The sequence below is a fragment of the Modicisalibacter radicis genome (genome assembly GCF_900961225.1).
Taxonomy (GTDB): Bacteria; Pseudomonadota; Gammaproteobacteria; order Pseudomonadales; family Halomonadaceae; genus Modicisalibacter.
Window position 1 is genome coordinate 37,931 of record NZ_CAAHFN010000061.1, and the last position, 19,902, is coordinate 57,832.

The 19,902-nt window shown below is 65.5% G+C and carries 18 protein-coding genes; 10 read left to right on the forward strand and 8 right to left on the reverse strand.

Annotated features, from left to right (window positions below; all coding sequences use genetic code 11):
• Positions 1 to 59: 59 nt before the first annotated feature.
• The 3 genes from yajC to secF all read left to right on the forward strand — a co-directional run bounded on the left by yajC (position 60) and on the right by secF (position 3,234).
• Entirely contained in the window at positions 60 to 389 is a 330-nt protein-coding gene (yajC, locus tag HR9077_RS09855) for a preprotein translocase subunit YajC (protein WP_136066833.1), read from the forward strand.
• 70 nt (positions 390 to 459) lie between these two features.
• On the forward strand, positions 460 to 2,310 hold the full coding sequence (gene secD / locus HR9077_RS09860) for a protein translocase subunit SecD (RefSeq protein WP_136066834.1): 1,851 nt from the start codon (positions 460 to 462) through the stop codon (positions 2,308 to 2,310).
• Positions 2,311 to 2,322: 12 nt separating this feature from the next.
• The gene (gene secF / locus HR9077_RS09865; RefSeq protein WP_136066835.1) at positions 2,323 to 3,234 is read left to right on the forward strand and encodes a protein translocase subunit SecF; all 912 of its coding nucleotides are present in this window, start codon (positions 2,323 to 2,325) and stop codon (positions 3,232 to 3,234) included.
• Between the two features lie 64 nt (positions 3,235 to 3,298).
• Here secF and HR9077_RS09870 read toward each other — a convergent pair whose 3' ends face one another.
• Positions 3,299 to 4,705: a sigma-54 interaction domain-containing protein gene (locus HR9077_RS09870; protein ID WP_136066836.1), complete on the reverse strand. Its 1,407-nt coding sequence runs from the start codon at positions 4,703 to 4,705 to the stop codon at positions 3,299 to 3,301.
• Between the two features lie 192 nt (positions 4,706 to 4,897).
• Between HR9077_RS09870 and speB the strand changes: the two genes are divergently transcribed.
• From speB to HR9077_RS09900, 6 genes are all read left to right on the forward strand, one after another.
• The gene (speB, locus tag HR9077_RS09875; protein ID WP_136066837.1) at positions 4,898 to 5,851 is read left to right on the forward strand and encodes an agmatinase; all 954 of its coding nucleotides are present in this window, start codon (positions 4,898 to 4,900) and stop codon (positions 5,849 to 5,851) included.
• A 63-nt stretch (positions 5,852 to 5,914) separates the two neighbouring features.
• Complete coding sequence (locus HR9077_RS09880) at positions 5,915 to 7,312, forward strand: YjiH family protein (RefSeq protein WP_136066838.1); 1,398 nt, start codon at positions 5,915 to 5,917, stop codon at positions 7,310 to 7,312.
• A gap of 120 nt (positions 7,313 to 7,432) precedes the next feature.
• On the forward strand, positions 7,433 to 9,037 hold the full coding sequence (locus tag HR9077_RS09885; RefSeq protein WP_136066839.1) for a 5-guanidino-2-oxopentanoate decarboxylase: 1,605 nt from the start codon (positions 7,433 to 7,435) through the stop codon (positions 9,035 to 9,037).
• A gap of 51 nt (positions 9,038 to 9,088) precedes the next feature.
• A complete protein-coding gene (locus tag HR9077_RS09890) occupies positions 9,089 to 10,408 on the forward strand; it encodes a purine-cytosine permease family protein (protein ID WP_136066840.1) in 1,320 nt (439 codons plus the stop codon).
• Positions 10,405 to 11,139 carry an MBL fold metallo-hydrolase gene (locus HR9077_RS09895; RefSeq protein WP_210725905.1) on the forward strand — a complete coding sequence of 245 codons (735 nt, stop codon included), beginning with the start codon at positions 10,405 to 10,407 and terminating at the stop codon, positions 11,137 to 11,139. The genes HR9077_RS09890 and HR9077_RS09895 overlap by 4 nt, the downstream gene beginning before the upstream one ends.
• A gap of 8 nt (positions 11,140 to 11,147) precedes the next feature.
• Entirely contained in the window at positions 11,148 to 12,626 is a 1,479-nt protein-coding gene (locus HR9077_RS09900; protein WP_136066841.1) for an aldehyde dehydrogenase family protein, read from the forward strand.
• 85 nt (positions 12,627 to 12,711) lie between these two features.
• Here the strand turns inward: HR9077_RS09900 and HR9077_RS09905 are convergent, their stop codons facing one another.
• The 7 genes from HR9077_RS09905 to HR9077_RS09935 form a co-directional block, all read right to left on the reverse strand.
• The gene (locus HR9077_RS09905) at positions 12,712 to 13,263 is read right to left on the reverse strand and encodes a cytochrome b (RefSeq protein WP_136066842.1); all 552 of its coding nucleotides are present in this window, start codon (positions 13,261 to 13,263) and stop codon (positions 12,712 to 12,714) included.
• Positions 13,264 to 13,291: 28 nt separating this feature from the next.
• Entirely contained in the window at positions 13,292 to 14,074 is a 783-nt protein-coding gene (locus tag HR9077_RS09910) for a copper resistance protein B (RefSeq protein WP_136066843.1), read from the reverse strand.
• Complete coding sequence (locus HR9077_RS09915) at positions 14,067 to 16,091, reverse strand: copper resistance system multicopper oxidase (protein WP_136066844.1); 2,025 nt, start codon at positions 16,089 to 16,091, stop codon at positions 14,067 to 14,069. The genes HR9077_RS09910 and HR9077_RS09915 overlap by 8 nt, the downstream gene beginning before the upstream one ends.
• A 41-nt stretch (positions 16,092 to 16,132) precedes the next feature.
• The gene (locus tag HR9077_RS09920; protein ID WP_136066845.1) at positions 16,133 to 16,639 is read right to left on the reverse strand and encodes a cupredoxin domain-containing protein; all 507 of its coding nucleotides are present in this window, start codon (positions 16,637 to 16,639) and stop codon (positions 16,133 to 16,135) included.
• Between the two features lie 90 nt (positions 16,640 to 16,729).
• Complete coding sequence (locus tag HR9077_RS09925; RefSeq protein WP_136066846.1) at positions 16,730 to 17,185, reverse strand: DUF411 domain-containing protein; 456 nt, start codon at positions 17,183 to 17,185, stop codon at positions 16,730 to 16,732.
• A gap of 102 nt (positions 17,186 to 17,287) precedes the next feature.
• Positions 17,288 to 18,511, reverse strand: a complete 1,224-nt coding sequence (locus HR9077_RS09930; protein ID WP_244613137.1) for a sensor histidine kinase — start codon at positions 18,509 to 18,511, stop codon at positions 17,288 to 17,290.
• A 73-nt stretch (positions 18,512 to 18,584) separates the two neighbouring features.
• Positions 18,585 to 19,250 carry a response regulator gene (locus HR9077_RS09935; RefSeq protein WP_136066848.1) on the reverse strand — a complete coding sequence of 222 codons (666 nt, stop codon included), beginning with the start codon at positions 19,248 to 19,250 and terminating at the stop codon, positions 18,585 to 18,587.
• Between the two features lie 348 nt (positions 19,251 to 19,598).
• Between HR9077_RS09935 and HR9077_RS09940 the strand changes: the two genes are divergently transcribed.
• A complete protein-coding gene (locus tag HR9077_RS09940) occupies positions 19,599 to 19,850 on the forward strand; it encodes an SHOCT domain-containing protein (protein WP_136066849.1) in 252 nt (83 codons plus the stop codon).
• Positions 19,851 to 19,902: the final 52 nt, after the last annotated feature.

The window sequence follows — 19,902 nt, forward strand, 5'->3', positions numbered from 1 at the left end:
TATTCCGGTCGAGGCCGAGCCTCGGCCCTGTTTCGCAACCCTCCAGGAGACAACAACCCATGCTGGACTTCTTCATTTCACAGGCGCACGCGGAAGGCGGTGCGGCTGCGGGCGGCGGTATCGCCCAGATCGTCATGCTGGTCGGCTTCGTACTGATCTTCTACTTCCTGCTGTGGCGCCCGCAGTCCAAGCGCGCCAAGCAGCACAAGCAGCTCATCAGCAACCTCGACAAGGGTGACGAGATCGTCATCGGCGGCGGACTGGTCGGCCGGGTCACCAAGGTCAGCGACGAGTTCCTGACCATGGAGATCGCCGAGGGCACCGAGGTCAACGTGCAGAAGAACGCCGTCGCGGCGGTCCTGCCCAAGGGCACGCTGAAGTCCCTCTGATACCTCCTCACGCTGCCGGCCCCCGTGTCGGCAGCGCTCTTACAGCGTCAGCAACAAGGACAGGGCTTCCATGCTCAACCGTTACCCCCTGTGGAAGTATCTGCTGATACTCGTCGTGCTCGTCGTCGGGGTGGTCTACGCCCTGCCCAATCTGTACCCCGAAGATCCCGCCGTCCAGATCAGCAGCTCCCGCGGCAACACCAGTCTCGACGAGAGCCAGCTCGAGCGGATTCGTGGCGCCCTCGACGACGCCGACATCGCCATCAAGCGTATCGACGGGCAAGGCAGCGGCACCCTGATTCGCCTGGCCGAGGGCGAGGACCAGCTCGAGGCCCGAGAAATCATCAGCGGCCTGCTCAACGACGACTACACGGTGGCGCTCAACCTCGCCGAATCGACCCCCGCCTGGCTCGAAAGCCTGGGCGCTTCGCCGATGAACCTGGGCCTCGACCTGCGCGGCGGCGTGCACTTCGCCCTCGAGGTCGACATGCAGTCGGCGGTGAAACAGCGCCTCGAGGTCAACGCCAGCGCGATGCGCGACGCCCTGCGAGACGCACGCATCCGCTACCGCGACACCCAGATCGACGACAACACCCTGACGATGACCTTCGCCAACGCCGAGGACCGCAGCGAAGCGCGCAGCATCATCAGCGGCGAGTTTCCCGACTTCCAGTACCAGGAGCCCGACGCCGAACGCGGCGCGCCCCTGGCGATGACCCTGACCCAGCAGAAGATCGACGAGATCCAGGACTACGCGGTCGAGCAGAACCTGACCACGCTGCGCAACCGCGTCAACGAGCTGGGCGTGGCCGAGCCGCTGGTCCAGCGCCAGGGCCCCAACCGCATCGTCGTCGAGCTGCCCGGTGTCCAGGACACCGCCGCCGCCAAGCGCGTGGTCGGCGCCACCGCCAACCTGGAATTCCGCCTCGCCGCGCGCCCCGACACCCCCGCTTCGGAAACCGAGACGCTGTCGTTTCGCAACGATGAACAGCGCACCGCCGAGCTGATGCGCGACGTGATCATTACCGGCGAGAACGTTTCCAGCGCCAGCACCAGCTTCGACCAGAACGGCCGGCCGCAGGTCAACATCGACCTGGACGGCACCGGCGGTACGCTGATGAATCGCGCCACGCGCTCCAACATCGGCCGTTCGATGGCGGTCATCTACATCGACAACAAGACCCGCACCCGCACGGTGATCGAGGATGGCGAGCGGGTCGAAAAGCGCGATCCCTACGTCGAGCGCGGCATCATCAGCCTGGCGACCATCCAGAGCGCGCTGGGCAACCGCTTCCGCATCACCGGGCTGGACTCGCCCACCGAGGCCCAGGAGCTCGCGCTGCTGCTGCGCTCCGGCTCGCTCGCCGCGCCGATGTACTTCGTCGCCGAGCGCACCATCGGGCCGAGCCTCGGCCAGCGCAACATCGAGCAGGGCGTGCTGTCGGTCGAGATCGGCATGCTGCTGGTGGTGGCGTTCATGCTGATCCGCTACAAGGCGTTCGGCGTGGTCGCCAACCTGGCGCTGGCATGCAACCTGATACTGCTGATCGCCGCGCTGTCGATGCTCGGCGCCACCCTGACGCTGCCCGGCATCGCCGGTATCGTGCTCACGCTGGGCATGGCGGTCGACGCCAACGTGCTGATCTTCGAGCGCATACGCGAAGAGGTACGGGCCAAGATGCCGATCCAGCAGGCGATCCACGCCGGCTACGAACGCGCCTTCACCTCGATCGTCGACGGCAACATCACCACCCTGCTGGTGGCGGTGATCCTGTTCTCGATCGGCACCGGTCCGGTCAAGGGCTTCGCCGTGACGCTGTCGCTGGGCATTCTGACCTCGATGTTCACCGGCATCCTGGTCTCGCGCGCGATCGTCAACCTCTCCATCGGCGGCAAGCCGGTGAAGAAACTCTGGATTTAAGGGGCTAACGCGATGCGACAGTTCGACTTCATGGGCAAGCGCCGCCTGGCCTTCATCGTCTCGGGCGTGCTGCTGCTGGTCTCGATCGTCACGCTGGCGCTCCAGCAGCTCAACCTGGGGCTGGACTTCACCGGCGGCACGCTGGTCGAGGTCCGCTACGCCACGGCGCCGGCGCTCGAGGCAGTGCGTCAGGCGCTGGAGAGCGCCGGCTTCGACAACGTCTCGGTACAGACCTTCGGCGCGCCCTCCGAGGTGCTGGTGCGCCTGCAGCAGGCCTTCGACCCCGGCGTCGGGGCGCAGGTCACCGAGGTGCTGCGCCAGAGCGGCGAGAACGTCAGCCTGGTGCGCGCCGAGTTCGTCGGCGCCCAGGTCGGCGGCCAGCTGCGCGACCAGAGCGGCCTCGGCATGCTGGTGGCGCTCGGCGCGGTGATGCTCTACGTGGCGCTGCGCTTCCAGTACAAGTTCTCGCTGGGCGCGCTGCTGGCGCTGGTCCACGACGTGATCATCGTGCTCGGGGTGTTCTCGCTGTTCCAGATCGACTTCGACCTGACCGTGCTGGCCGCCGTGCTGGCGGTGATCGGCTATTCGCTCAACGACACCATCATCGTCTACGACCGGATCCGCGAGAATATCCGCAAGTCGCGCATCGAACACATGCCGACGATCTTCAACGAATCGATCAACCAGACTCTGGCGCGCACCCTGGCGACCTCCGGCACCACCCTGCTGGTGCTGCTGGCCCTGCTGCTGCTCGGCGGCGACATGATCCACAACTTCGCCCTGGCGCTGATCATCGGCGTGGGCGTGGGCACCTACTCATCGGTCTACGTCGCCTCGGCACTGCTGATCTCGATCAACCTGCAGCGCGAGGACCTGATGCCGGCACAGAAGGAAAACGCCGACGGCGAGGAAGAGCTGCCCTGACGCGGCGCGCCTGGCAGGACCGCGACACCCCGCCTCGGCGGGGTGTCGTCGTTTGTGCGCGGCGTCAGCCCGCGTCGCCGATGCGCAGGTCGTGCTTGCGCAGCTTGCGCACCACGCTGGGCTGGCTGATGCCCAGTCGCGCCGCCAGCGCATAGGTGCTGGGCAGTTCGCGGCACAGCCCGGCGAGAATTCCGCGCTCCGCCACGTCTAGCGCTTCGCGCAGCGTCTGACCTTCGGCCAGCACCGCCGGGACGCCGGGCGTGGAGCCGGCGGATGGCGCGGGCACGGCGCCGGGGCTGGTATCTGCCGGCGCGCCGATCAGCTCGCCGGGGCTGGCCAGCCAGGTGCGCTCCATCCAGTTTTCCAGTTCGCGCACGTTGCCCGGCCAATCGCGGCCCATCAGCTCCGGCCAGACGCTGGGATGCAATACCTTGGGCTGGCCGTAGCGCTGGTTGAGCCGCTCCAGCTGCAGTTCCACCAGCCCGGGAATGTCCTCGCGGCGTTCGCGCAGTGGCGGCAGGGTCACGGGAATGACGTTGAGTCGATAGTAGAGGTCGAGGCGAAAGGCGCCGCTCTCGACGCGCGCGGCGAGGTCCTGGTTCGAGGCCACCACCAGGCGAAAGTCGACCCGTCGCGAGCGGGTGTCGCCCAGACGGGTCACCTCGCCGTCCTGGATCACCTTGAGCAGCTTGCTCTGCATCGGCAGCGGCAATTCGCCGATCTCGTCGAGGAACAGCGTGCCGCCATCGGCGCGCTCAAGCACCCCGGCCTTGCCTTGGCGACCCGCACCGCTGAAGGCTCCCGGCTGGTAGCCGAACATCTCGGACTCGAACAGCGCCTCGGGGATCGCCGCGCAATTGACGTCGATGAACGGCCCCTCGCGACGCGCGCTCCAGCGATGCAGCTGGCGCGCGAAGGCGGTCTTGCCGACCCCCGACTCGCCGAGCATCAGCACCGTGGCGTCGCTGGGCGCGACCCGCTTGAGCAGCAGCGCCACCTCGCGCATTACCCCGCTGCGCACTTCCAGGCTGTCGAGTTCGAGATCGTCGTCCAGCGGCGAGGCCCCACCGCGCTTCAAGTGCTCGCTGAAGCGCCGCTGCAGCAGCGCGTACTCATCCTGCAGCAGCTGCAGGTCGGTGAGATCCATCGAGCGCGAGACGATCCGCACCAGTACGCCGTCGAGAAACACCGGGTGCGCCTCGGCGATCACGCGCCGGCCGGTGCCGGTGTGCTGCATCAGCTGCGCCGGCTGGCGGGTGCGCATCACCTCCTGGGTCACCGAGGGCGACAGCACGCCGCGCTCGACCAGTTCCTGCACGGTGCTCGCACACAGCTCCTCGCGCCCCAATCCATACACCGCCGCGCTGCCGGGGCTGACATCGCGAACCCGGCCCTCGGCGTCGACGATGAAGAAGTGGTCGTGAGCGGTCTCGACGATGGTCGAGAGCACCGCGCTATCGATGTCGCTCATGTCGCTTCCCGAGTTCGGTGATTCACTTTCGCATCAATGATACACGAATGAATCGCAAAGCGTCCCGAACGATTCATCGATGAATCACGGCGAGGATACAGCCCGCCAACCACGCCGCCCAGGAGCTGGCATGGTTCATGCAACATACACACAACGTCAGTGATCGATAACAATGCCTCTTCAGGAGACCGCATGGACAAGCCGAACCTCAACCAGCCGCTGGGCGGCAACGAAATGCCGCGCTTCGGCGGCCCGGCGACGATGATGCGCCTGCCGACCCAGGTCACCGCCGCCGGCCTGGACGCCGCTTTCATCGGCATCCCCATGGACATCGGCACCTCCAACCGCCCGGGCACCCGCCTGGGACCGCGTCAGATCCGCGACGAGTCGCGCATGCTGCGGCCCTACAACATGGCGACCCGCGCCGCGCCCTTCGACAGCCTGCAAGTGGCCGACATCGGCGACGTGCCGATCAACACCTTCAACCTGCCCAAGAACCTCGACATCATCAGCGGCTACTACGACGAGGTGCTCGCCCAGGGCTGCGTGCCGCTGACGCTGGGCGGCGACCACACCCTGACCTGGCCGGTGCTGCGCGCCATCGCCAACAGGCACGGCCCGGTGGGGCTGATCCACATCGACGCCCACGCCGACATCAATCCGCACATGTTCGGCGAGGAGGTCGCCCACGGCTGCCCGTTCCGCCGCGCCCAGGAGGAGGGCCTGCTCGACAGCAAAAGGGTGGTGCAGATCGGCCTGCGCGGCACCGGCTACGCCGCCGACGACTTCGACTGGTGCCGCGATCAGGGCTTTCGCGTGGTGCCCGCCGAGCAGTGCTGGTACCAGTCGCTGGCGCCGCTGATGGCCGAGGTCCGCGAGCAGATGGGCGAGGGTCCGGTGTATATCTCGTTCGACATCGACGGCCTCGACCCCTCGGTGGCGCCGGGCACCGGCACCGTCGAGATGGGCGGCCTGACCGCCCAGCAGGGCCTCGAGATCGTGCGCGGCGCCTGGGGCCTGAACGTGGTCGGCGGCGACCTGGTCGAGGTCTCGCCGCCCTACGACACCAGCGGCAACACCGCGCTGATGGGCGCCACCCTGCTCTACGAGATGCTCTGTGTGCTGCCGGGTGTCGCGCGCCGCTGAACCGCTTTTTCGACGCCGGTCGATCCCGACCGGCGTGATCGACAACAACAATGGGTAGCCACCATGTCTTCCAATCAAGCCACGACCGCGGGCCGCAACGACGGCAACGCCCCCAATGGCGGGCGACTCAACCGCCGGGCGCTGATCAAGTTTCTGATACCTTCGCTGATCGGGATCGCCATGTTCCTGATCCCGTTCTCCACCGGTGACGGCATCAATATCGGCATGGGCATGCTCGCCGATGGCCTCAAGGCGCTGCTGGGCGGCGCCTTGCCGGCAATCGCCGTGATCGTGCTGTGCCTGTCGGCGCTGCTCACCGCGCTGGTCAAGCTGACCCGGCCGGGCTGGGCCCGTGACGGCGCGGCCAACGAGCTGTTCGATGTCGCGCCGCTGTGGTTCGGCATGCGCATCCTGGGCGCCGTGTTCGCGCTGATGACCTACTTCCAGGTCGGCCCGACCGTCGTCATCGCCGACTTCACTGGCGGCGTGATGCTCAACGACCTGGCGCCGGTGCTGCTGACGTTCTTCTTCTTCGCCGCCCTGCTGCTGCCCTTTCTGGTCGACTTCGGCTTCATGGAGTTCATCGGCAGCCTGGTGCGCAAGCCGTTCCGGCTGATCTTCGGCCTGCCCGGGCGCAGCGCCATCGACGCCACCGCCTCGTGGATGGGCTCGGGCACGGTGGGCGTGCTGATCACCACCCAGCAGTACGAGCAGGGCTATTACAACCGCCGCGAGGCGTCGGTGATCGCCACCAACTTCTCGATCGTGTCGATCGCCTTCGCGCTGCTGGTGACCAGCTTCATCGGCATCAACCACCTGTTCGTGCAGTTCTACCTGACCGTGGTGGTCGCCGGATTGATCGCCGCCGTCGTGGTGCCGCGGCTGCCGCCGCTGTCGCGCAAGCCGAACACCTACTACGAGCCGGTGGGCTGCCGCCTCGAGGAGGAAAACACCCGCCAGGTGGGGGTGCTGCGCTTCAGCCTCGGCCAGGCCGTGGCGCGCGCCGAGACCGCCCCCGGCCCGCGTGCCCTGGCGCGCAGCGCGATGCTCAACGTCGCCGACATCTTTCTCGGCCTGCTGCCGCTGGTGATCGCGATCGGCACCGTGGCGCTGATACTCGCCGAGTTCACGCCGCTGTTCACCTGGCTCTCCTACCCGATGGTGCCGGTGCTCGAGTGGCTGCGCATTCCCGAGGCCCAGGCCGCGGCGCCGGCGACCCTGGTGGGCTTCGCCGACATGTTCCTGCCGGCGGTGCTGGCCAAGGACATCGACAGCGAACTGACACGCTTCGTGATCGCCTGCCTGTCGCTGACCCAGCTGATCTACATGTCCGAGATCGGCGCGCTGCTGCTGAAATCCAAGATCCCGCTCAAGCTCTGGGAGCTGGTAGCGGTCTTCCTGCTGCGCACGGCGATCACCCTGCCGATCATCGCCTTCATCGCCCACACCTTCGTGTTCTGAATCGAAGCGACGGGCTACGCGTCTCGAGCCGCGAGCCAAACCGCTCGAAGCCCGAAGCCCGAAGCCCGAAGCCCGAAGCCCGAAGCCCGAAGCCCGAAGCCCGAAGCCAAAGGATAAACAATGACCTGCGCCGAACTGCTGATCCGCCTGCTGCGCGAACGCTACGCCGTCGACACCCTGTTCGGCATTCCCGGCGTGCATACCGTCGAGCTGTATCGCGGCCTGGAGGGTCAGGCGATCCGCCACGTCACCCCGCGCCACGAGCAGGGCGCCGGGTTCATGGCCGACGGCTACGCCCGCGCCAGCGGCAAGCCCGGGGTCTGCCTGATCATCACCGGGCCGGGCATGACCAACATCGCCACCGCCATGGGGCAGGCGCTGGCCGATTCGGTGCCGATGCTGGTGATCTCCAGCGTCAACCGCCGCGATACCCTGGGGCGTGGCCAGGGCCGGCTGCACGAACTGCCCAGCCAGCAGCAGACGCTGGCCGGGGTGGCGCGCTTCAGCCACACGCTGCTCGATCCCGGCGCGCTGCCCGAGGTGCTGGCCCGCGCCTTCGCGGTGTTCTCCTCGGCGCGCCCCGGGCCGGTGCATATCGAGATTCCCATCGACCTGTTCGACGCCCCAGTCACGCCCCCCGCGCAGTGGCCCGGGGCACGGCTGTATCGCCCCGCGCCCGACCCGGCCGGGCTGGCCGAGGCCGCCGACTGGCTGCGCGAGGCCGAGCGTCCGCTGGTGCTGCTCGGCGGAGGCTGCGTGGATGCCGCCGAGGCCGCCCGGCAGCTCGTCGAACGCCTCGACGCGCCGTGCGCCACCACCATCAACGCCAAGGGGCTGCTGGGTCGCGATCACCCCCTGGACCTGGGCGCCAACACCGCGCTGCCGGCGGTACGCGAACTCGCCCGCGAGGCGGACGTGATCCTCGCCGTGGGCACCGAGCTCGGCGAGACCGACTACGACGTGGTGTTCGACGACGGCTTCGCGCTGAGCGGCCGGCTGATTCGCATCGACATCGACGCCGAACAGCTGGTACGCAACCAGGCCACCGCGCTGGGGCTGGTCGGCGATGCCGGCCGCGCGCTGGAATTGCTGCTCGCGCACTTCCCCACCCCGCTGCCGCGCGACGGCGCACAGCGCGTCCGAAAGGCCCACGAAGCGCTGGCGCTTGAAAGCGACCCGGCCTTCGTCCCCTTCGTGCCGCTGTTCGCAACGCTGCGCGAGGCGCTGCCCGAGGCGGTGCTGGTCGGCGACTCCACCGCGCCGGTCTATGCCGCCAACCATCTGGTCTCGCAGCCCGCGCCACGACGTTTCTTCAATGCCTCGACCGGCTACGGCACGCTCGGCTATGGCCTGCCGGCATCGCTCGGCGCGGCGTTGGCCAAACCCGAGCTGCCGGTGGTCGCACTGGTCGGCGACGGCGGGGTGATGTTCACGCTGTCCGAGCTGGCCACCGCGGTGGAGGAGCGCCTGCCGGTGATCGTGCTGCTGTGGCACAACGCCGGCTACGAGGAGATCCGCCGTTACATGGATGCCCACGGCGTCGCCCGCCTGGGCGTCGACCTTAAGGCCCCCGACTTTCAGCAGTTGGCCGGCGGCTTCGGCTGTGCGGCGACTCGCGTCGGCAGTCCACACGAATTGGCCTCGGCGCTGGCCAACCGGCCAAGCGACGCCCCCTATTTGATCGAGGTCGATGCTTTCGCCTGGCAGTCGGCACTGGAGCACTGAGAGCGCAGTCGCAACGAGACATAACCAAGACATCACAAGGGAACAACAACAATGGCACATTCAACGACCCCGGCCTTCGGCCAGGACACTCTCGACGCGGTCAGCGGCGACCGCAGCCTGGGCTTCCCCGGCACCTTCGCGCTGTGGCTGGGCGCCAACGTGGTGGTCACCACGATTCTCACCGGCATGCTGCTGGTGCCGAGCCTGGATTTTCTGCATGCCATGACGCTGGTGCTGCTGGGTTCGGCGATCGGCATCATTCCGTTGGTGCTGATCGGCGCCATGGGCCAGCGGACCGGCCTGACCACCATGGTGCTGGCCAGGGGCACGTTCGGTCGCGTCGGGGCCGGCTTCCCGGCCATCGTCAATCTGCTGGCGCTGATCGCCTGGAGCTGGATACAGGCGCTGCTGGCCGGCATGAGCCTCGACTACGCGATGGAAAGCCTGACCGGCTATTCCAACGTGGCGCTGTTCACGGTGCTCTGCGAAGGGCTGGTGGTGCTCATCGCGCTGCGCGGCCACCTGGGCATCGAGACCGCCGAGAAACTGGCGGCGGTTCTGATGCTGATTCTATCGGGGGTGGTGGTGTTCGCGCTGGCATCGAACTACGACCTGGCGAGCGTCACCGAGCTGGCCGCGAGCGGCGGACTGGGTAGCGGCGTGGCCTTCGACATCGTGGTCGCCACGGCGTTCTCGTGGATCCCGCTGGCCGCCGACTACAACCGCCACTGCAAGAGCCTGCGCGCCGCGGTCGCCGGCACCTGGAGCGGCTATGTGGTCGCCACGCTGATCGCCATGGGCCTGGGGGCCAGCGTCTCGGCGCTGTCGGTAGCGATCGGCTTCCCGCAGACTTACGATCCCACCCAGTTGCTGAGCGGTTTCGGTTTCGGCCTGCCGGCGGCCCTGGTGATCTTCTTCTCGGTGCTGACCACCAACGTGATGTGCGTGTACAGCGCCACGCTCTCCTACATGAGCGTGCGCCCGCGTACGGCTTTCTGGAAGCCGGCACTGGTGATCGGTGTCGTCAGCGTGCTGGGCTCGCTGATCCCCGGCATCCTCGACCAGTTCCAGACCTTCCTGCTGATCATCGGCAGCGTGTTCATTCCGGCCTTCTCGCTGATGATCGTCGACTACTATCTGCTGGGCCGCGAGCGTTACAGCGCCGCTCACCTGCTCGGCGATGCCGGAGCGTTGCCCGCCATCAACCCGCTGGCCTTCGCCTGCTACCTGGCTGGCGCCGCCCTGGCCTACTACTGGAACTGGGTCTCACCGCTGGACTTCGGCGCCTCGCTACCGGTGTTCGTGCTCACCGGCGCGTTCTACTATGTCGCCAGCCTGGGTCTACGCCGTAGGGGATACGCCACGCCATGAGCCTGAAACGCACACAAGCCACGCAGTGGTATCGCATCACGCCGCACGCCGATGCCATCACGCTGATCGACGAACCGGCAATCAAGCCCTTCTACCGCTGCAACATCTGGCACGTGCGTGGCCGCGATCGCGACCTGATGGTGGATTTCGGCCTCGGTGCGGTGCCCCTGCGCCGTCATGTACCGCTGGTCGCCGAACGCGACCTGATGGCGGTCGCCAGCCACACCCACTTCGACCATATCGGTGCCGCGCATGAATTCGAGTGCTGCCACGTGCATGCCGGCGAGGCCGATATCCTGGCCAGCCCCGACAATGCGCGAACCCTGGCCGACGCCTTTCTCGGCGAGGCGATGTTCGACGTGCTGCCGCCCGCGCCGTTCGAATACCACAGCTACCGCATCGCGCCGCCACGACGCATCGCCCCGCTCGAGGATGGCGATTGCTTCGATCTCGGCGACCGACACATCGAGGTCATCCATACCCCCGGGCACTCGCCCGGCGGCATCGCACTCTGGGAAGCAGCCAGCGCCACCCTGATCGCCGGCGACATCATCTACGACGGGCCGCTGATCGAGGACCTCTGGCACAGCGATCTCGACGATTACGCCGCCAGCCTGCGGCGATTGCGCCAACTTCCCGTACGCACCGTCCACGGCGGGCACTTCCCGAGCTTCTCGGGACCCCACCTGCATGCGCTGATCGACGCCTGGCTGCGCAATCACGATCTGTAAGGAGCTCCATGCAACAACTCGACAAGCAGTTCATCGACAACCGCTGGGTGGCCTCGCACGGCAGCCGCCGCCTGGCGGTGGTCAATCCCTACACCGAGCAGGCCCTCGCCGAGGTCACCGCCGGCGACAGCGCCGACGTCGACGCTGCGGTCGCCGCGGCGCGCCGTGCATTACCCGCCTGGCGAGCGCTATCGGGTGCCGAGCGCGCCGGCTATCTGGATGGCTTCGCCGAAGTCCTGACCCGGCGCCGCGAGGAACTCGTGCATTTGTCGTCGACCAACAACGGCAAGGCGCTGGCCGAGGCGGGCATCGATCTGGACGACGCCATCGACTGCTACCGCTATTATGCCGGCCAGGCGCGCGCGCTCGACGCCCGCCAGGGCCAGCCGGTGGCACTGGAAATGGATGGCGTCGAAGCCACCTGCTATTTCGATCCGGTGGGCGTGGTCGGGTTGATCACGCCGTGGAACTTCCCGTTGGTGACCAGCGCCTGGAAGCTCGCTCCGGCCCTGGCCGCCGGCTGCACGGTGGTCTTGAAGCCGTCGGAAGTCACCCCGCTGCCCGAGCAGGCACTGGCCGAGATTGCCGAGGAGATCGGCCTGCCCGCCGGGGTGTTCAACCTGGTGCATGGCGACGGCGAGGGAGTCGGCGCGCCGCTCAGCACCCATCGCGGCGTCGACAAGATTTCCTTCACCGGCAGCAACCGGGTCGGCGAGGCGGTGATGCGCGCCGTCGCCGAAGGCAGTCGTGGCATCTCGCTGGAACTCGGCGGCAAGTCGCCGATTCTGGTGATGGACGACGCCGACATCGGCGAGGCCGCCGACTACGTGATGGCCGGGCTGTACTTCAACGCCGGCCAGATCTGCTCGGCGACGTCGCGCCTGCTGGTTCACGAGTCGATCGCCGAGCCGCTCTATCAGGCGTTGGCCGAGCGTATCGACGCGCTGGCGCTCGGCGACCCGCTGGATGCCGCGACGACCCAGGGGCCGATGGCCAGCGCCCGCCAGCGCGACGCGGTGCGCGGCTACCTGGCGATCGCCGCCGAGGAAGGTTTGAACGCAGTACGCGACGCCAGCCATCGCCGCGTGCCGGAACAGGGCTATTTCATCGCCCCGACGCTGTATCGCGATGTGCCGGTCGAGAGCCGGCTGTGGCGCGAGGAGGTCTTCGGCCCGGTGCTCTGCGCGCGCAGCGTCACCAGCGAAGCCGAGGCCATCGAACTGGCCAACGACAGCGAGTTCGGCCTTGCCGCCACGGTGGTCAGCGGCGACGCCCAACGCGCCCGGCGCATCGGCCGGCAACTGCAGGCCGGCAGCGTATGGTTCAACAGCGAACAGCTGGTACCGCCGCAGGCCGCCTGGGGCGGCTACAAGCGCAGCGGCATCGGCCGCGAGCTGGGCCCCTGGGGGCTGGCCAGCTACCAGGAAGTCAAACACTTGATCGGTCCGGCCGGAAGCGGTTCGGAGCAGCTGGCGACAAGCGGCTGATTAGATCCAGGCCCTTGAAGTCCGGCATGTCGGTCGTGATGCATCACCAGCCGACATGCCTTCTTTCGGATGCTTGTCGATTTCATTACCGACCTCTCCCAGCCATGCGGCTCAGAGTACCGTCGCGACGCACCAGGCCATGCCACAAAAGCGCCATCCCCACATGTCCGATGATCAGCGCCAGCAGCGTCCAGCCCAACCAGGCGTGCCATTGCCGCGCCAGCAGCATCTGATCGACATGAGCGCTGCCGCCTTCGAAAAGCGATATTCCCAGCGGGGCGAACGGCTGGCCGCTACGCCAGGTCATGTAAAGGCCCAACGCCGGCATCGCCAACATCAGAAGATAGAGCAGCAGATGCGAGCAGGCCGCCAGCCGCGCCGGCATGCCGCGGTGCGGCGGCCTACGAGGGAGATTGAACAGCGCCCACAAGGCACGCAGCGTGAACAGCCCTAGCAGCAGCGTTCCCAACGGCCGGTGAGTGGAAATCCAGAGTTGGATCCACTCGCCGGAGCCCATCAGTGCTCTCGTCGCCATGCCCCCCAGTTGCCAGAGCAGCAGGGCACCGATGCCCCAGTGGAGCCAGCGACTGATAAGACCGTAGCGATCAGGTGTATCCCACCAATGTGGACGCAACATCTAAACCCCTCTCCCCTGTTTCCGTGACTCAGTACCAGGCGCGCAGACCGATCACCAGCGCTGTGGTCGACTCGCTTTCATCATGGTCGCGCGCGTGGCTGATTCCCACATAAGGGCCGATTTCACGTATCAGTTCATAGCGCAGTCGCAATCCCACTTCACTGCTGTTGAGTCCGCTCTCGGTGCCGTACTCCGGCACATCCTGTAGCGAAGCCGACAGCGCCAACCGCGGTTGCAGGATCAGCCGCTGGGTGAGCAGTATCTCGTATTCGAACTCGCCGCTGACGCTGACGTCACCTTCGTCGCTGACATACAGGGCGGTGTCGGTCTCCAGCAGCAGCGGAGCCAACCCCTGAAACCCGACCACCGCGAAGCGCCGGTCTGGATCGGGATTGAAAGACTGCCGCACGCCCGACTGAAGGTTCCAGAAGGGCGATATCATGCGGCTGTAGAGCAGTTGGAGATCGCTATTCTCGGGGCTGCCACCGTCGATCGGCCCCTCTCCCTCGCTTTTCCACCAGAAGCGGTTTTCATCGCTGCCGATCCAGCCCTGGGCATCCCACAGCCAGGCATTAGGCGCACCGGCGCTATCGCGATATTCGAGCCGATCGATCAATACCTGACTGTAGCGTCCGTCGTCGTACACCGGGTCGGGCCAGTCGACAGGGGAACCGCTACGCGGATTGTAGGGCGCGTCGGGTATCACCGACTCCGGGCTGGCGCGGCCGTAATTGTCGGCGGAAGCGAATACGGGTAGGCAGAGCGCGGCAAGAAATGCCACGCCGCGATACAGAAACATTCTGTCAGGCATGATCGAATGCCTCCGCCGGGGCCACGCGCACTACCCGGAACATGCCGGCATCCATGTGATAGAGCAGGTGGCAGTGAAAGGCCCAGCGTCCCGGCTCATCGGCGGTGAGCAGCAGCGAGGCTCGCGAAGCGGGCAGGACGCTGAGAGTGTGCTTGAACGGCAGCCGATCTCCCTGGCCGTTCTCCAGCTCCATGAACATGCCGTGCAGGTGGATGGGGTGCTCCATCATGGTGTCGTTGACCAGCACCAGCCGAATGCGCTCGCCCAGCACGATGTCGATCGGCTCGGCGTCGGAGTACTTCACGCCGTCGAATGACCACATGTAGCGTTCCATGTTGCCGGTCAGATGCAGCTCGATGGTGCGCGATGGCGGGCGCCCGTCGCGCATCGGTACGACGTTGCGCAGTTGGCTGTAGGTGAGCACGCGGTGTTCAACATTCTCCAGACCGGTGCCACGTTCACCGAGCCGGTCGCGCTGAACTTCGGCGACGTTGATATTGCCAGGACCGTGACCGCCGGGCTCATGGCGCGCCACTATCGGGCCGGCACCGCCGACAACCGCCGCAACTCCCATACCGCTCATGGCGCCGTGATCCATATTTCCATGGCTCGTGGCATCGTGGCTCATGCCGGCCATGCCAGCGTGATCCATGTTTCCAGGCCCCATCGCATCGTGGTTCATGCCAGCCATGCCAGCGTGATCCATGTTTCCAGGCCCCATCGCATCGTGGTTCATGCCAGCCATGCCAGCGTGATCCATGTTTCCAGGCCCCATCGCATCGTGGCTCATGCCGGCCATGCCAGCGTGATCCATGTTTCCAGGCCCCATCGCATCGTGGTTCATGCCAGCCATGCCAGTATGATCCATGCCCATACTGATCATGCTGCGCCGGGGCGGTTCGCGCAGCACGGGTACCGCCGCGCGCATGCCGACGCGGGGCGCCAGCGTGCCCAGCGCGTAACCGCTGCGATCCATCGACTCCGCCATCAACGTATAAGCGATCCCGGCTTTTGGTTCGACCACGACGTCGTAAGTTTCCGCCACACCGATCTGGAACTCGTCGGTTTCTACAGGCTCCACCTCCTCGCCGTCAGCCCCCACCACCGTCATGGCCAGCCCCGGAATGCGAAAATTGAAATAGGTCATCGCCGAGGCGTTGATCACCCGCAGCCGGATGCGCTCACCGGGCCGGAACAGCCCCTCCCAACCCACTGACGGGTGGCGACCATTCATCAGATAGGTATAGGTAGCACCGGTCACGTCGGCGATGTCGGTGGGCGCCATGCGCATCCGGTGCCAGGCCAGACGATCGCCCAGCGTCGCCGCTAAACCACGCTTCTGCACATCCTCGAAAAGATGGTCTACCGTACGCTGATCGAAGTTGTAGTAATCGCCCGAACTTTTCAGCCGCGTCATGAGACGGTGCGGGTCCTCGAAGGTCCAGTCGTTGAGCATGACCACGTATTCGCGATCGGTGCTGACTCGCGGCGGCCCGGCGGGATGCACGACAAGCGGCCCAGTCAGGCCGACCTGCTCCTGCATCCCGGAGTGGCTGTGATACCAGTAGGTACCGCGCTGACGCACCGGGAAGCGCGCCTCGAAGCTCGCACCCGGGGCGATGCCGGGAAAGGAGACGCCGGGCACGCCGTCCATCTGAAAGGGCAACAGCAGGCCATGCCAATGAATCGAAGTATCCTCGTCGAGCTGATTGTGCACGCGCAGGCGCGCCTCCTGCCCCTCCCACAGCTCGATCAAGGGCGCGGGTATCGAGCGATTGACCGTGACCCCTGTTGCGTGGCCACCGGCGATGGCGACCCGCTCGCGGCGCACGGTGAGATCCAGCGAGACTGGACGGGGCGTTCCTCCTTTAACCTGCGCGGCCATTCCCGCCCGGGGGGAAAGAGCCTCACCGCGGGCGTAACCCGGTAATAGCGCCTCCAGCCCTGCCAGCGCTCCAGTACCGGCGAGCGCGAAAAGAAAACGGCGGCGATCGCCATCTATCGAACGATTTTTCACTCAATTCAGCTCCCGAAGGCTGGGTGGCGAGGGGACAAGGCTTACGAACCCGGATTCAGCATGACCGTGCCCTTCATGCCCGCCTCGTAGTGACCGGGAAGGAAACAGGCGTATTCGATACGCTCGCCCTCTTCGGGAGCGGTCCAGACCAGTGTCTTAGTCTCGCCGGGTGCCAGCGTGACAGAGGCATTCTTCATCCCACCGTGGCCTGACATATCGCCATGACCTGACATGTCGCCATGCTGATTGCCCTGGCCGTCACCACCGTGATGCCCACCGCCCTGCTGCATCATTTCCTGATGCATTCGCTGCATCTGTTCGCTACCGATCGAGAACTCATGCTCGATCATGGCGGTGTTTTCGATACGAAAGCGCACCGTCGTGCCCGGGGCAATCCGTAGCTCATCGGGGTCAAACCACATGCTGCCGGCCTTGATCTCGATAGTCCGCGAGGGTTCCGGCGCATCGCCGCCGTGTCCGTGCCCCGTATCGGCCAGCGCCGTTGTGCTGATGGCGGCGAAGGTGAAAAGCGTCAACAAAAACTTCATGGCAAATCTCCAATTGATGTAAAGAGGGATGGCGGCGGTGCCGTCTATGCCCCGAAAATCGAAAAAAGACCGGAAATCGCTCCCGGTGGATCAGCCGGCTTCCGCCGGCAGGGACATGAAGATTGCAGAGTCCTCGTCATCGAACTGATGGACCGTGAGTGCCTGTTGCCGCTCGCCGGGCATACCAGGCGTGCCAGCAGGCATGCCGGGCAACGCGATACCCGCCACTGAGGGCTGTTCGTCGAACAGCCGATCAAGCGCCACGCCGGGTACATGGCCTTCTATGACGTACCCGCCCATCTCAAGGCTGTGACAACTGCCGAGTCCATGGGGAATGCCGAGACGGCTTTTGACGTCACCAAGATCCTGCGTATCCACTACCTGGACATCGACACCGCGTTTTTCCAGATAGTCAGCGTAAGCGGCACAGCAGCCGCAATTGGGGCTCTTGTACAGGATGGCCTCTTCGGGCAACGAGGCGTGCGCCACCTGTGAGCCCAGCGTGAATGTGGCGGATAACACCAGTGCGGCGATATGGCGCGGCATGACAGATCTCCCGAGCGTTAACGAATTCCTCGGACCAGTAGACGCCGGCAACCTGAAAATACGCTGAAAAGAAGCCACCTCGGACGGGCGCCGCAAAAATACTCAATGATGGGCGAAGACGACCTCGACACGCAGACCGCCCAACCGTGACCGGGCGTACGTAACGTGCCCGCCATAGCGCTCGGCGAGCTGCGTCAGAATGGAGAGCCCCAGGCCATGACCACGATATTGCTCGTCGAGCCGAATACCGCGCTGCCCCAACTGAGCGAGCATCTCATCGGGCACGCCCGGGCCGTCATCCTCGAAGATCAGGCGACACGGCGCGACAAGCAGCGTCAGCTCGACCCGCCCATGAGCCCACTTGCCGGCGTTGTCGAGCAGGATACCCAGTATCTCCATGCCGTCCTGTCGCTCCAGCGGCAGCTGGTAGTCGGTGATGTCGGGCGTATTGAGCAGGAAGGTTCGATCGGGGTAGAGGGTGCGAAACATATCCAACATGGAAACCATCTCCGCCATGGCGGTGTGCTGCTGGCCGGTAGATGGGCCGACGATACGCGAGCGACGCAGCTCACTTTCCAGTTTTTCGTCGATGTCATCGAGCCGCTCCAGAATGCGTGTACGGCGTTTGTCATCCAGCGCTCGCCTCGAACGTAACGCCTGCATGACGGCCGTCAGCGGCGTTCTGATTGCATGAGACAGATTGGCCAGCGACTCGCGTGAACGCTGTTGGCGACGCTCTTGTTCGTCGAGGAAGGCGTTGAGTTGCACGATTGGTGCTTCCAGTTCAGAGACGGTCTCGATATCAAGACGCCGACGCTCGCCGCGTTGCAGCTCGGCAAGCTGAAGCGATAGCCGCCCGAAAGGGCGCAGGGCGCGGTTGACCGCGAGCAGATTGAGCAGCAAAAGCAGCAGCAGTAGCGCCATTGCCACCACGCCGATCCACCAGTGCAGCCGCGAAAGGCCCCGTTCGATGCTGGCAAAGTCCTCACCCACCGTCAGCGTGGCCGGCTCTCCTTCAAGCGTTAAGCGAGTTCGCCACAGCAGCAGGCGATGATCGCGCCATTGCACCAGCGCGGCGCCCTCCGTGATTCCTTCGAGCAGCGGCGACAACTGCGGCAGCAGCGCGTCATGAGTACCGAAAACGCGCTCGCCGATACGCAGCAGGTAAAAGTGATGGAAGGTCTCTGCGGGATTGGCATCAGGCGGCAGCGGCAGCGATTCCGGGCCGCCGACGCGCAGGCGGCGGATGACGAAATCGGCCTCCTGCTGCAGCCGATCGGCAAGAAAGTCCTGTGCCAGCCGTTCCAGCAGCAGACCGTGCAGCATCCAAGTGCTCCCCGCCACCAGTAGCGCCACGATGCCCAGGCCGCTTAGCAACCGCAAACGTAGGCTGCGACGATCAGGCCGAGACAAGCACATACCCCTCGCCGCGGCGGGTCACGATACGTTCACGTCCGAGACGCTGACGCAGCCGTCCGATGTAGACCTCGACAAGATTGGGCGCCGCAGCGTCCTGTTCAAGAGCATAGAGTTGATCGAGCAGGTGGCGCTTGGAATGAACGCGATCGGGATGACGCATCAGGTAGCGCAGCAGCCGGAATTCGGTAGAAGTCAGCGACTGCCACTCCTGATGCTCGAGACTGTACTGCTGGCGCGCCTCATCGAGACGAATACCGTTGATCTCCAGCAGGTTCGAGAAGGTATCCATTCGTCGACGCAGCAGCGCCTGCAGCCGCGCCAGCAGCTCCTCCTCGTGAAACGGCTTGGTCATATAATCATCGGCGCCGACGCGGAGCCCCTCCACCTTGTCCATCCAGCTGTCCCGGGCGGTCAGGATCAGTATCGGCAACGGCCATTTCGCTTTTCGCCAATTAGCGAGAAGGGTCAGTCCGGTGCCGTCCGGCAAGCCGAGATCGAGAATCACCAGCGCGTAGCGCTCGGTAGACGCCAGCGTCGTCGCCGTCTTGATGTCAGACGCGATATCGGTGCGGTAGCCCGCATCGTCCAGTAGCTCCGCCAGGCTCTCGGCGAGTAACTCGTCATCCTCGACAAGCAGGATTTTCATGTTTGCCACTACCCCCTCATGCTTCTTCAGTCTTGGCCCAGGCTTCCCCAGTCCTGGCCTAGATAGAAGAAGATGCAGCCTGAAAGCCAACTTAAAGCGTCGGCCGGCTTTCCTTGACTGGGATCATGGATGCTAAAGAGAGTGCCTCTCACAGGCAACCAACGCTTGACCCTTGGGTAACCTGCAAGTCTTACGCTACTCGTCAAGCCTGGCCTCGCGACCGAAGCTGATCCTGATTCATTTATCGACTAGCCGCTCGCGATATAAGGGCGATGCTATTGCCCGGTTACTGACGCAGATGCCTGGTTACTTGCGCAGAGAGTGGGCGACACACGAGGAGGGGTGGCCATGTGGCATGACTCGATGGGATACATGAGCGGCAACGGCTGGGAGCATATGTTCTTTGGCGGCGTCATGATGCTGGTCTTCTGGGGATTGGTCATCGCACTGATTGTGACGGCGGTCAGGCACTTCACCAAGGAGCGCTCCTACTCGCGGCCGACCTCTCAAGACGCGTTGGATATTCTGCGCGAGCGCTACGCGCGCGGCGAAATCGACCGCAAAGAGTTCGAAGAGCGCAAACGCGACCTGTCATCGTGAAAGATCGGCCTCACCAGCCTCCGCAACAAGCGGCGGAGCGGGGCTCTCGTCC